Source organism: Cupriavidus sp. GW823-FHT07B10 (assembly GCF_058794355.1).
The window spans coordinates 399,707-412,462 of record NZ_JBXAGS010000001.1; the positions used below are offsets into that span (position 1 = coordinate 399,707).

Annotated in this window: 12 protein-coding genes and 1 pseudogene; 11 read left to right on the plus strand and 2 right to left on the minus strand. The window is 67.8% G+C overall.

From position 1 onward, the window contains the following. The first annotated feature begins 58 nt into the window (after window positions 1–58). The 5 genes and pseudogenes from AC1Q6V_RS02000 to AC1Q6V_RS02020 all read left to right on the plus strand — a co-directional run bounded on the left by AC1Q6V_RS02000 (window position 59) and on the right by AC1Q6V_RS02020 (window position 3,446). The gene (locus AC1Q6V_RS02000) at window positions 59–265 is read left to right on the plus strand and encodes a hypothetical protein (RefSeq protein ID WP_454749213.1); all 207 of its coding nucleotides are present in this window, start codon (window positions 59–61) and stop codon (window positions 263–265) included. A 203-nt stretch (window positions 266–468) separates the two neighbouring features. Continuing rightward, window positions 469–1,458: a collagen-like protein gene (locus tag AC1Q6V_RS02005; protein WP_454749214.1), complete on the plus strand. Its 990-nt coding sequence runs from the start codon at window positions 469–471 to the stop codon at window positions 1,456–1,458. Window positions 1,459–1,637: 179 nt separating this feature from the next. Next, window positions 1,638–2,138: a two pore domain potassium channel family protein gene (locus tag AC1Q6V_RS02010; RefSeq protein ID WP_439668524.1), complete on the plus strand. Its 501-nt coding sequence runs from the start codon at window positions 1,638–1,640 to the stop codon at window positions 2,136–2,138. 60 nt (window positions 2,139–2,198) lie between these two features. Continuing rightward, window positions 2,199–3,050 (plus strand): annotated as a pseudogene (locus AC1Q6V_RS02015) (DUF308 domain-containing protein); the annotation flags it as partial. Window positions 3,051–3,095: 45 nt separating this feature from the next. After that, window positions 3,096–3,446, plus strand: a complete 351-nt coding sequence (locus AC1Q6V_RS02020; protein ID WP_010814412.1) for a hypothetical protein — start codon at window positions 3,096–3,098, stop codon at window positions 3,444–3,446. Between the two features lie 23 nt (window positions 3,447–3,469). Here the strand turns inward: AC1Q6V_RS02020 and AC1Q6V_RS02025 are convergent, their stop codons facing one another. Beyond that, a complete protein-coding gene (locus AC1Q6V_RS02025; RefSeq protein ID WP_454749215.1) occupies window positions 3,470–4,378 on the minus strand; it encodes a MurR/RpiR family transcriptional regulator in 909 nt (302 codons plus the stop codon). Window positions 4,379–4,665: 287 nt separating this feature from the next. Between AC1Q6V_RS02025 and AC1Q6V_RS02030 the strand changes: the two genes are divergently transcribed. Genes AC1Q6V_RS02030 through AC1Q6V_RS02055 form a run of 6 tightly spaced genes read left to right on the plus strand, consistent with a single transcriptional unit; the run spans window position 4,666 to window position 11,249 of the window. Beyond that, window positions 4,666–5,187, plus strand: coding sequence for a type IV pilin protein (locus AC1Q6V_RS02030; RefSeq protein WP_011614503.1), 522 nt, complete (start codon window positions 4,666–4,668; stop codon window positions 5,185–5,187). A 2-nt stretch (window positions 5,188–5,189) separates the two neighbouring features. Next, window positions 5,190–5,684 carry a GspH/FimT family pseudopilin gene (locus AC1Q6V_RS02035; protein ID WP_010814415.1) on the plus strand — a complete coding sequence of 165 codons (495 nt, stop codon included), beginning with the start codon at window positions 5,190–5,192 and terminating at the stop codon, window positions 5,682–5,684. After that, window positions 5,681–6,304 carry a type IV pilus modification PilV family protein gene (locus tag AC1Q6V_RS02040; RefSeq protein ID WP_010814416.1) on the plus strand — a complete coding sequence of 208 codons (624 nt, stop codon included), beginning with the start codon at window positions 5,681–5,683 and terminating at the stop codon, window positions 6,302–6,304. Before AC1Q6V_RS02035 ends, AC1Q6V_RS02040 begins: the two co-directional genes overlap by 4 nt. Then, window positions 6,301–7,344, plus strand: a complete 1,044-nt coding sequence (locus AC1Q6V_RS02045; protein ID WP_454749216.1) for a PilW family protein — start codon at window positions 6,301–6,303, stop codon at window positions 7,342–7,344. Before AC1Q6V_RS02040 ends, AC1Q6V_RS02045 begins: the two co-directional genes overlap by 4 nt. A 34-nt stretch (window positions 7,345–7,378) precedes the next feature. Continuing rightward, entirely contained in the window at window positions 7,379–7,936 is a 558-nt protein-coding gene (locus AC1Q6V_RS02050) for a pilus assembly PilX N-terminal domain-containing protein (RefSeq protein ID WP_010814418.1), read from the plus strand. Window positions 7,937–7,976: 40 nt separating this feature from the next. Further along, entirely contained in the window at window positions 7,977–11,249 is a 3,273-nt protein-coding gene (locus AC1Q6V_RS02055; protein WP_454749217.1) for a pilus assembly protein, read from the plus strand. A gap of 10 nt (window positions 11,250–11,259) precedes the next feature. Here AC1Q6V_RS02055 and AC1Q6V_RS02060 read toward each other — a convergent pair whose 3' ends face one another. Then, window positions 11,260–12,750: an efflux transporter outer membrane subunit gene (locus AC1Q6V_RS02060; protein WP_454749218.1), complete on the minus strand. Its 1,491-nt coding sequence runs from the start codon at window positions 12,748–12,750 to the stop codon at window positions 11,260–11,262. Window positions 12,751–12,756: the final 6 nt, after the last annotated feature.

Sequence of the window (12,756 nt, forward strand, 5' to 3'; positions counted from 1 at the left end):
CGCCATGCTGCGCCTGGCCGTTTGCCGGTGCCGCGCATATTCCCCCACGAAGGGGTAAATGGCGATTATTCGTTTCTCCTTTGAACAGCCCGGAGCCACGCTATCCCATCCGCAACTCAACCGTTCGGGCGAGATATTGCCGGTATTTTTTGGCCGCACCGGCGCGCACGGATGCGGTCGTGTGGTGCTTGAATTCGCCCGCTCTGAATCGGGCCAGGTGCCCGCCGTGTTACCGCCAGGCGCGGCAATCCGGGTATTTTCATAATTATTATCCCGAGTCATCCGGGATTTCAAACGGGCGTTGACGCTATTAGGACGGGGCAGTTTTTCGCCGCTCCGGAAACGCGCTTCATTAATGAAACAGCCCGTGCAAATGCACGATTTATCGGAATCACCGCGATCTCTAGATTGAACTCACCCGGCACAGATCCGGGCATGCCATTCATGAGAAACCGGGGGGCTTCCATCGTGCAACGCATTGACCTGAAACTCGCGGCGATCCCGCTCGCCTGCCTCGCTATCCTGCTCGCAGGATGCGGTGGCGGTGGCGGCGATTCCGCGCCAGCCAGCGCCGCGCCATCCGCCAGCGCGGCCGGCCCGGCCGGCGCGAACGGCAAGACCATCCTGTCCGGCGCCAATGCGCCCGCGGCGGACGTTGGCACGGACGGCGACTTCTACCTCAATGCCTTGACCTCGACGCTCTACGGACCCAAGGCTGACGGGGCCTGGCCTGCCGGCGTGTCGCTGGTCGGCCCGCAAGGCGTGGCCGGGGCGCCCGGCGCCGTGCTGCTGCACGGCGCGGCAGATCCCACCGCTGCCGATGGCAGCAAAGGCAGCTTCTACCTCAATACGGCCACCAATACGCTGTTCGGCCCGAAGACGGCCGAGGGCTGGCCGGCCGGGGTCTCCGTGGTTGGCCTGACTGGTCCGGTCGGGGCGCAAGGTCCGCAGGGCGAGAAGGGCGAGAAGGGCGACACCGGTGAAACTGGCGCCACCGGCCCCCAGGGCCAGCAAGGAGAGACAGGCGCCGGCGCGACGATCTATACCGCCAACTTTGCTGTGTACGACTCGCCGGATGGCAATGGCACCTATGTCATGACCGGCACCGCGCTGGACCGGCAAAGCAACGATCCGAATTTCGGCGCTGTGATGCCGGTGGGCTGCAGCGGCGGCCTGACCCTGAACGCGAGCCTGGCGGGCCCGGTGCCCGATGACGAGGTCAAGTACACCCTGGCGGCATACCGTGTCGCCAGCGGCGCGGCGCTGGAAACGATCTCCCCGCTTGCCATCACCGATGCGTCCGCCTGTTCGCTCGGCGCCACCGTGCGGACCTGCTCGGCGCCGGCCACGACGGCGGTGGCGGCCAACGACATTGTCCAGGTGCAGGTCAGTGGCAACCGCAACTTCAAATGGGGCGGCGGGCTGTACGTCAACCTCTCCTGCAAGAGCAGCAGCTGATCCATGCGGCGGCCACCCGGCCGCCACCGACCCTCTGCCAGGGCTACGAGCACGGCCGCGCGCCCGCCGCGCCCGCTCCCTGGTTTTCCTGCACGCCTTCCAGTGTTATTTTGGAGGGCGGCTTTTTTTTCCGCGCTGTTCCCGATCGTCCCGGACACCGACCAGGCCTGCCGCTGCGCATGGAAACCTCCGCCGAACACTATTCGCTGGCCCTGCTGTGCGCCGCCGTCCTGACCGTGACCGTGGTCGGCATCCACTACGAGGCACTGCGGCTGCTGTCAGCGATACACCCCCGGCGCTGGAGCGGGCGCATGAACATCGGCGTGCTGATCGTCTGCATCATCGTGGTCCATTGCCTGGAAGCGCTGGTGTTCGCGCTGGGTTTCTGGTTCGCCGACGGGGTGCTGGGCCTGGGCGGACTGACCGCGATGGGCGTTTCCAGCGTGTCCGGCGTCCACACGCAGCCAGGCGCGCTGGTCTACGCCTACTTTGCGCTGGAGACCTTCACCACGCAGAGCCTGGGCGACATCGTCCCGGTGGGCGCCAGCCGCCTGATCGCCAGCATCGAGCCGCTGGTCGGCCTGATCCTAATCGGCTGGTCCACCTCGTTCACCTATGTCATGATGCGCCGCGACTGGGAGCTCGAGCGGGACGAAGGAGGCGGGCGTCGCGCGCCCTAGCGGAATCTCCGCGCCACAGCTTGCTGTTGGCCGTATTGTCCTGTGGCCCAACCACGGGCCGCTCCCGCCGCCGGTCCGGCAACCGATACGGCTGCTGCCGCCGATGCGCCCGACATGACCATCTGGGACGGTCCGCCCGGACCCGGCGAGCACGCGCTGACCGTGCATGTCTGGACCCCGGTCGGGTCCGCCCGCGGCGAAGCGCGCCGCCAGCCGCTGGTCGACCGCTATATCGCCGCGGTGGACCGCGACGGCGTGATCTCCACCGGCCATGCCGCGCTGGAATCGCCCGAGGGCATCTATATCAGCCTGTACCCGGCCGAGGAGATCGACCGCTCGCCCGACGAATTCACCCGCATCCTGCGCGCCACCCGCGAAAACGACGTGGGCGGCAAGTTCCAGCCGGATTACCAGACCGAATCGCGCGCCTGGTGCCCGTCGACCGTGGGCATCCGCAACTATGACCCCGGGCGCCTGGGCCGCTTCTGGAACGCCTACCGCCAGAACACCATCTACAACCTGACCCACCGCAACTGTTCCAGCACCGTCTCGCACGCGCTGGAAGCGGCGCTGGAAGGCGCGTCGGCCCGGGTCTGGCGCGAGGCCAGGGGCTGGCGGCCGCTCTGGCGCCTGCTGACCAAGCCGGAGTTGTGGGTGGCGGCGCAGATCGGCAAGCGCGCCAAGACCATGGCCTGGACGCCCGGCCTGACGCTGGACTACGCGCGCGCGCTCAGCATGCTGGCCGATCCGCGGCCGTCCGGCTGGGCCAGCATGACCCGGCTGGCGCTGGGGCAGATGCGGCGCCGGCGCCAGGACTGGCGCGAGGCGGCGCGTACCCAGGCAGGCGCAGGTGGCATCGACGCCGCAAATGCCGGAAATGCCGGTAGTGTCAGACAGGCCGCGAACGATTAAGCTGGCAGCCTTTGCATAAATTCATCGAGCCACAGGAGAGAAGTCATGCCGAGCCAGCGAACCCTGACCCGCATTGCCGCCATCGCCGCCCTGGCGATGGCCTGCAGCGCGCATGCGCAGAGGCCGGACGGGGACAGCGCTGCCGCCGCCGCCATCAACGAAGCGGTGCAGCAGGGCACCACGCCCTACCGTCCCGACCCGGCCGCGACGCCGGGCAGCATCCAGTCGGACGAATGCCGCGCCCTGGCCGCGCAGATCGCCGAAGCACCCAAGCGCGAATACCGTGCCACCCAGCCGGCCATCGAGACCGCGCAGGGCCGCATGATTCCGGAACTGGAGCGTGACCGGCCGAAGAGGTCGCTGCAGCAGGCGTACCGGGAGAAGTGCACGCAGTAGTGATGAGTGACTGGGGGCCACCCTCACTCGCGCCCCGCCACCACATACGCCCCGGTCCGGTGGAGCTCGCCCTCGGCTTGTTCCAGCGCGCGGATCGCGCCCTTGCCCTTGCGCGCCAGCAGTTGCTCGACCAGGGCCTCGACCACGGCCACGCCGGCGGTGACTGACGGGAAGAACGACGGGCTTTCCACCGAGAACAGCAACGTGCAGTCCGCCGCCAGCGCGATCGGCGCGACCGTGCTGTCGGTCAGCGCGATCACCTTGCAGCCGCACTCGCGCGCGGCGGCGGCGACGCGGATGCTTTCCTGCGAGTAGGGGGCGAAGCTGACCACCAGCACCGCATCCTTGGGCGCCAGGCCGCGCAGCTCCATCTCCAGCGTGCCGGCATCGGCGCGGATCAGGTGCACCGTGCCGCGGAACAGCCGGTAGACATAGTGGAAGGTGAACGCGATCGGAAAGCACGAGCGGAAACCCGCCACATGCACGCACGCCGCATGCGACAGCAGTTCCGCCGCTTGCTGCAGCGTCTTCTCGTTGTTGGCGGCGATCATGTCCAGGTTGTGGTGCTGCGCGTCCAGCATCTCGCCCAGCATGCGGCTGGAGCTGCTTTCACGCACCACCTTGCGCGCGCGGCGCGCGTACGGCTGGCTGCCGCCGCGCAGCGCATCGACGAACAGTTCACGCAGCCCCTGCCAGCCCTCGAAGCCGAGATGCTGCGACAGCCGCACCAGGGTGGCAGGCTGCACCCCGGCACTGGCCGCGATCTTGCGCATCGACAGCACCGGCACGTCCTGCGGATGGTCGAGCAGGTAGCGCGCGCCGCCCTGGAACTGCGTGCTGAGCGTGGGGAAGTTGCTGCGCAGCAGCGCCAGCAGGGCGTCCAGGTCCTGCGGCGGCGCTTGCGGCGATGGGGTAGGGCTGTCGGGCGGCATGGGCATTCCGGATTCGGTGTTTGTAACGATTGTTGCACAGGTGCGCCCGCGCGCGCATCGGGCCGGTCGAACAGGGCGGGTCAGGGTTCCCCCTCACTGACGGTTAACGTCTGCATATGCCTTGGCTGTATGTCCTGAGCAGGTCTCGTAACACCACTGTCTGTTCGCTACAACGCCGGTCGGCCGGCATCATATTTTCCTTACCCGCTTAGCAGATCGTGACTTACACTCCGCGCCATAACCTCCGGAATTGGTCATCCGGAACATAATTGGTATCGGAGCGCGGCATGGGACATAGAAGCCCGGCAGTGCGACACGGCGGGAGGGTCAACCCGTCGTTTCGGGTCATTGGGGAAGTTGGGGCAACCGGCAATCCGTGCCGGGGCTGGCGCCTGCGCGGCGCCAGGGCAGCGCATGGCTTCACGCTGATCGAGGTGATGATCACCGTGGCGGTCATTGCCATTCTTGCCGCCGTCGCCATTCCAAATTACAGCCGTCACGTCGTGCGCTCGCACCGGGCCGCGATCGAGTCCTTCATGCTGGAGGTCGCGAGCGCCCAGGAGCGCTACCTGGTCGACAACCGCGCCTATGCCGCCAATCTGGGCGCGCTGGGCATGTCGGTGCCGGCCGCGCAGGCAACGCGCTACGACGTCGCCGTGACGCCGAACGCGGCGCTGCCGCCCGGCTACAGCATCGTGGCCACGCCCAAGGGCAGCCAGCTCGCCGGCGACGCCGACTGCGGCTCGCTGACGCTGACCAGTGCCGGCGCGAAATCGGCGTCTGGTTCAGGCACCGACTGCTGGAACTGACCATGCGGCGCGCCACGTTCCCGCCGTCTTCGCCCGGCCGGCCCACCCGCCGCGGCTTCACCCTGGTCGAACTGCTGTGCGCCATGTCGGTGCTGGCGATCCTCGCGGTCGCGGCGGCGCCGTCGTTCTCTTCACTGATCGCCAACCAGCGCGTGCGCGGCGCCTCACATGACCTGACCTCGGCACTGCTGCTGGCGCGCAGCGAGGCAGTCAAGCGCAATGCCACGGTCACGCTGGCAGCCACCGGCGCCGCATGGACTGCCGGTTGGGCAGTCACCGCAGGCGCCGAGACGGTGCGCAGCTTCGGGCCCTACGGCGGCCTGACCATCACGCCCAGCGCTGCCGGGGCCCTTGCGCTTGGCAACGACGGCCGCCTCACGGGCGCGGCCATGACTTTCGAAGTGGCGCCCAACGGCGATACGGCAGCGGCGTCGCGCGTCTGCGTGCAGGTCAGCGAGACAGGCCGCGTCGCTTCCGACACGGGAGCCTGCTCATGAAGCAAAGAATTCCGCGGCTGCGGCCGAGCATGCCTGTCCGCCGCACGCAGCGCGGCTTCCTGCTGATCGAGGTGCTGGTGGCGGCGGTGATCCTGCTGGTCGCGCTGCTCGGCACCGCCGGGCTGGTGGCGCGCTCGGGCCAGACCGAGATGGAGTCCTACCAGCGCGTGCAGGCGCTGGCGCTGCTGCAGGACATGGTTGCGCGCCTCAACGCCAACCGCCAGGTGGCATCGTGCTATGCCAACGGCGCGACCGGCATGCAGCTGGGCAGCGCGGCGGCGCCGCCGGCGGCGTGCACGCAGGGCACCGCCGCGCAGAAGGCTACCGCCGATGCAGACCTGCAGGCCTGGAACACCGCGCTGCTGGGTAGTGCCGAGATGCGCCTGGGGGCCAGCGCCGCTGATGCCGCCCAGGCCGTCGGCGCCATGATCGGCGCGCGCGGCTGCATCGAGACCGTCGACGCCGTCAACAATATCTACCGCATCACCGTGGCCTGGCAGGGCCTGGCCACCACCGGCGCGCCCGCGCTGGGCTGCGGCAAGGGCCAGTACGGCAACGATGCCTATCGCCGCGCGGTCAGCACGCAGATCCGCATCGGCACCCTGGGAACCGTGTCATGAGCCCCCTGCGCCTGTCCGCGCGCCGCCTGCGCCACCAGCGCGGCATCTCGCTGGTCGAACTGATGATCGGCATCACCATAGGCCTGGTGTTGCTGACCGCGCTGGCGAGCCTGTACCTTGCCAACAGCCTGTCGCGCACCGAATTCACCAAGTCTGCCGAGCAGGTCGAGAACGGCCGCTACGCGCTGGAGCAGATACGGCGCGAAGTGGAGCTGGCGGGGTTCTTCGGCGTCGGCAACATTGCACGCAGCACCAAGGCCGCGGATCCGGCGCTGTGCGCGACGGATGCAGCCGCCCTTGGCTTCTCGCCTGCTGCCGAAACCGTGCCGGTGGCGCTGACCGGCTATGCGCCGGGCGTGGCGGCACCATGCCTGCCGGACCTGGCGCCGACTTCCGAGGTGCTGGTGATTCGGCGCGTGTCGACCACGGCGGTTGCCGCCCCGGCACCGGGCGTGCCCTACCTGCAGGTATCGGCCTGTTCGCAGGACACGCAGACCTTTGTCTTCGATGCCAGCGGCGCGGCGGCCTTCGGGCTGCGCACCAAGGCCTGCGATCCGGCCCAGCCGGCTGAACTGCGCCGCGCCATGGTGCGCATCTTCTACCTGGCCGGCTGCGACCGCTGCAGCAACGGCGGCGACGGCATCCCCACGCTGAAGATGGCCGAACTGGTCAACGGTGCGTTCCAGTCGCGCTCGGTCGCGCAGGGGGTGCAAGACATGCATGTGCTGTACGGTGTCGACCAGGACAGCAACGGCTCGGCCGACTGCTACGTGTCCGATCCCCGCGCGAACAACAGCGCCGTCTGCACCGCCGTTCCCGGCTATGACTGGGGCGTGGTGCTCAACAACCTGGCCAATGTCACCACGGTGCGCGTGCACCTGCTGGCGCGCACGCTGAAGCCCTCGGGCGGGCATTCAGACAACCGCACCTATGACCTCGGCCGCGCGGCGGCCGCAGGCCCGTTCAATGACGGCTACAAGCGCCACGTCTACGCCCAGGTGGCGCGGCTGGTCAATGTGGCCGGGCTGCGCGAGCAATAACGCCATACCGATTCAACACAGCGAAGAGCGAGCAATGATGAAGTCAACGGGCAGGCCGCTGCGCCGCAGGCAATCCGGGGTCACGCTGGTGGTGACGCTGGTGTTCATGGTGCTGTTCCTGCTGGTCGCCGTGGCCATGGTCAATTCGGGGCTGGTCAACGTCAAGGTGGCGGGCAACCAGCAGCACAGCGCCGAAGCACGCGACGTGGCGCAGCAGGCGATCGAGCAGGTGATCAGCGACGACTTCACCAAGGCGCCGGTTGCGGTGGATGTGCCGGTGGACGTGACGGGTGACGGCAAGGCGGATTACATCGCGCAGGTGGCGGCACCGACCTGCGTGACCAGCAAGCCAGTGGCCAAGGTGATCGATCCGGAAAAGCACCCGGAGGATGCCGAATGCACGCTGGGCAGCAGCACCGGCAATGGCAACCTGGTCATGGGCGCAAGCGGTGTCAGTGCGATCAGTTCGCTTTGCAACGATACGCAGTGGGATGTAGCAGCCACCGTCAATGACGTCAATACAACCGGCGCCGTCGCGACGGTGCACCAGGGCGTAGCGGTGCGCACGCTGTATGGCTCCACTTGCCCCTGAAGTCTCGGGCCAGATCCGGATCTTGAAAGGAAGAACCAGCATGTCCATGCCCGCTCGCCGGCTTCGCGCTTCCGCTGCCTGTGCCACAGCCCTGCTCGGGCTGGCTGCCGCGCCCGCGGCGATAGCCGAAGACATCGACCTGTTCACCGGCCTGCAGGCCAACTCCGGGTCGCGTCCCAACGTGCTGCTGATACTCGACAACGCATCGGCGTGGAATGCCAATGCCCAGGTCGATTGCGAAATGCAGAACGTGGTGAGCGCCAACAACGATAACAGCAACGTCGGCGCAGAGCAGTGCGCACTGTACAAGGCGGTGTCGGACCTGATCAATGATGACAAGACGAACGGCAAGATCAACCTTGGCGTGATGATGTTCGGACAGGGCACCAATACGGGTGGCCAGTTCCGCTTCCCGAAGGTGACGCCGCCCACCGCGCCGTCCGGGCTGGTGCTGATGGAGAAAGGTGCGGGCGGACAGGACATGCTCGACTACATCAAGACCATCGACCGTACCAAGGACAGTGCCAACAACTCGCAGGTCGGCGGCGCCATGCAGGAGGCATGGGCCTTCTTCTCCGGCAAGACGGGATTGTCCGGCACCACATACAAGTCGCCGATCACCAACCCGTGCCAGAAGAACTTCATCATCTACATTGCCAACGCGCTCAACAACGGCAAGCCGCAGGACTCCGGCCAGGATGCCTACAACAAGCTCAAGGAGGCGGGCGCCACCACCGCGCAGCTCACTCCGATCCCGCTGCCCAGGGGCAACAACATCGACAACTGGGGCGATGAGTGGGCGCGCTTCCTGAACGACCTGGACCTGAACGCCGCCAACAACGCGGGCTCGACCACGGCGACGCGCCAGAACATCATTACCTACACCATCGGCGTCACTGACGGCAGCCAGCAAAGCCAGGACTACCTGCAGTTCGTCACCAGCATGGCCCAGAAGGGCGGGGGCGGCAACTTTACAGTCCGGGCCGGAGATGACGACGCGCTTTCGAAGGCGCTGAAGGACATCTTCAACGAGATGCAGGCGGTCAACAACGTATTTGCCTCGGTCAGCCTGCCGGTCAGCGTGAACGGGCAGGGTTCGTACCTGAACCAGGTCTATATCGGCATGTTCCGCCCGGACGGTAAGGCCCGTCCGCGCTGGGTGGGCAACCTCAAACAGTACAAGCTGGGCTATGACGGCAACGGCAATCTGGTGATGCTCGACGCCGGGGTGCAAGGCGCGATCGACCAGCCCCCGAAGAATGCGGTTAGCAACGCGGGGACCGGGTTTATATCGCCCAATGCCCGCAGCTACTGGACCGAGGATCCGCCGAAGGCGGTGGGCAGCTCCAGTATCGTGACGGACTGGCCCTCGGACGGGTTCTGGAAGAATGCCTCGTCGCTGCTGCGCAATGCCAAGGATTCACCCGACGGCGAGGTCGTCGAGAAGGGCGGCGCAGGAGAAATGCTGCGCGCAGACTACCTGACCAGTCAGGCCGGGCGCCGGCTGCTGACCTGCGCCGACGCGAAATGCAGCAAGGGGACCGCGCTGGCGAATTTCGATTCCGCCAACAAGGCCCTCACCGAGGGCAACGGTCCGTCGCTGCTGAAGACCACTGCCGCGGATGTGGCCAATATGATCAGCTGGGTGCGCGGCAAGGACGTCTTCGCCACGCTGACCGGCACCGACCCCAAGAAAGAGGCGGAGCCCGGCCCCGGCGGCAACGTCACGGTGCGCGGCTCGATCCACGGCGACGTGCTGCATTCGCGCCCGGTGGTGGTCGACTACGGCGGCACCACTGGCGTAGTGGTTTTCTACGGTGCCAATGACGGTGTGTTCCATGCCGTCAACGGTAACCGCACTGCAGCCATTTCCACCACCGCGGGCACGGTGCGCGCGGGCGGTGAACTGTGGGGCTTCATCGCTCCCGAGTTCTACGGCAAGCTGGCGCGGATCTATAGCAACGCTCCCGAGGTGCGGCTGACGGGCAGCCCCCAGGACACCGCCGAGGTCCAGTTTGTTCCACGCGACTATTTCTTCGACGGCACCACGACGGTCTACCAGGACCTGAGCACCCCGGCCACGCCCCAGGTAAAGATCTACCTGACAGCACGGCGCGGCGGTCGCCTGATTTATGCATTGGACGTCAAGGATCCGGCAAAGCCGGAGTACCTTTGGAGCAAGACCAACGCCGACATCCCTGAACTGGGGCAGACCTGGTCGCAGCCGCGGGTGATGCGCGTGCGCGGCTACCCGACGCCTGTGCTGATCATGGGTGCGGGCTACGACCCCGATGGCGAGGATACCGACCCAGCGCTCAATGGCATCGCCACGGCGACGAACAAGCAAGGCCGCGGCGTGATCGTGCTCGACGCCGGGACGGGCGACGTGGTCTGGGCAGCCCTGGCCAATTGCGCTGGCATCAGCACGGGCACCTGCGTCACCATCAACAGCCGCGCGATTCCTTCCGACGTTGCCGTGGTGGACCGCAATGGTGATGGCTATGCCGAAAAGGCTTATGTCGGCGACGTCGGCGGCAATGTCTGGCGTATCGACTTCGGATCGACGGATGCGGATACTCCGTCGACGTGGACGGTCGGCAAGCTCGCGCAATTGGGCGGCGCAGTGGACACCAACGAGGCGCGCAAGTTTCTCTATCCGCCCGATGTCGTCGCGACCGGCAAGTACGACGCGGTGATGATCGCCTCGGGCGACCGCGAAAAGCCGCTGTACTCGCTGAGCCAGACCCCTGGCGCGGCGCAGAACGTGCAGAACCGCTTCTTCATGGTCAAAGACCCGAACGTCGATGGGAGGCTGCCTTCGACCTGGACGGCGGTCAAGGCGGCCGATCTTGTCGATGCGACCAACGTGGCCTACCGCGATTCGGCGGTGGCTAGCGGCTTCTACTTGTCGCTGGAATTCGGCGAGAAGGCGGTCAATGCGCCGCTGACCGTGGCGGGCTACACGTACTTCGGCACCAACACGCCTTCCAAGGTCGAGCCCGGAGCCTGCTACCCCGACCTGGGCGTTGCGCGGGGCTACGCGGTGTCATTCCTGAGCGGGCTTGGCATGAACAACGGGCCGCGGTTTGTCAGGTTCGACAACGGCGGGCTGCCGCCGTCGCCCGTGTTCGGCATGGTGTCGGTCACGCAGACCGACGGATCGACCCGGCTGGTCCCGGTGCTGATCGGGGGCGGCAAGGCTGGTGCCTCGGGCGGCGACGACAAGTCATCGCTGGGCGGCCAGGAGGTGAAGCCCGCCAGCACCGGCAAGCGCAAGCGCACCTACTGGCACACGCAGAGCGACAAGACCTAGCCAGCCGCCATCACCGCGGTGCTGCCGCCACAGCGCCGCCTTCCTCCTCCCACCACCCACCCCCCAACGCCTGCAGCAGCGCGGCCGAATCCGCCAGCCGGTCGGCGCGCGCCTGCGCCAGTTCCAGCGACGCCTGGCGCGACTGCCGTTCGGCATCCAGCACCGTCAGCTGGCTGACGCCGCCGAGCTGGTACTGCTCCGACACCACCGCCAGCGTATCGCGCGCCTGCCGCGCGCTGTCGGCGCGTTCGCGCAGCGCGGCGGCATCGGTTTCGAGTGCGCGCAGCGAATCGGCCACGTTCTGCAGGCCCTGCAGCACGGCTTGGCGATACGCGGCCAGCGACTGCTCATAAGCCGCCTCCGCCGCGCGTTTGCGTGCCTGCAGCTCGCCGCCGCGGAATACAGGCTGCACCAGCCCCGCGGCCAGGCTCCATACGTTCAGGCTGCTGAACAGGTCGCGCGCCGCGGTGGCCTGCGTGCCGCCGCTGGCGCTCAGCGTGATCTGCGGATAGAGGTTGGCGGTGGCCACGCCGATATTGGCCGAGGCCTGGTGCAGCAGGGCCTCGGCCGCGCGGATGTCGGGACGGCGGCGTGCCAGCGTGGCCGGCAGGCTGACCGGCAGCGTGTCGGGCAGGTGCAGGTCGTCGAGGCGGAATTCGGGCAGCGTGGCCGAGGCCGGGGTCTGGCCCGTGTACACCGCGAGCTGGTGCCGCGTGGCATCGAGCTGGCGCTGCAGGGCCGGCACCAGGGCCTGGGCTTGCGCAAGCTCCGCGCGCTGGCGCTGCACGTCGACGCGCGCGACGCCGCCCGAGCGCAGGCGTTCCTCGGTGATGCCAAGCTGGCGCTGCTGGGCCGCCGCCACGGCGGCGGTATCGGCCAGTTGCGCGCGCAGGCCGGCTTCGCGGATGGCCGCGGTGGCCACGTTGGCGGCCAGCGCCAGGCGCGCGGCTTCCAGTTCATAGCGCTGGTAGTCCACCGCTGCCTGCAGTCCTTCCAGTTCGCGCCGCTGGCCGCCGAACAGGTCGAGCACGTACGACACCTGCACCGTGGCGCCGTAAAGCGTGAACGGGCCCGGGCTGGGGATCGCGGTGATGCCCAGGGACTGGAAGTCGACCTGCTGGCGCGTGGTGTTCAGTTTTGCGTCGACGGCGGGCCAGCGCGTCGCGCCGGTGCGCGCGGCCAGGTTCTCCTGCGCCTCGCGCAGCCGGGCGCGCGCCTGCGCCAGCGTCGGGCTGGCATCCAGCGCGCTGCGGATGGTGGCGTCCAGCGCCGGGCTGCGGAACAGCGTCCACCACTGCGCGGGCACGTCAGCGCCGGCGGCCAGGGTTTGCGCGTGGGATTGCCCGGCGGCGTCGGCGCTGTCGGCCGCGACGGTTGCCACCGGCTGCGGTCCCGGCACGTAGCCGGCGTCATCGGGCGGCGCGGGCGCACGGAAGTCGGGGCCGACGGCGCAGCCGCACAACAGTGCCGCGGCGGCAAACAGAGGCGTGAGTCGTTGCATGGCCAA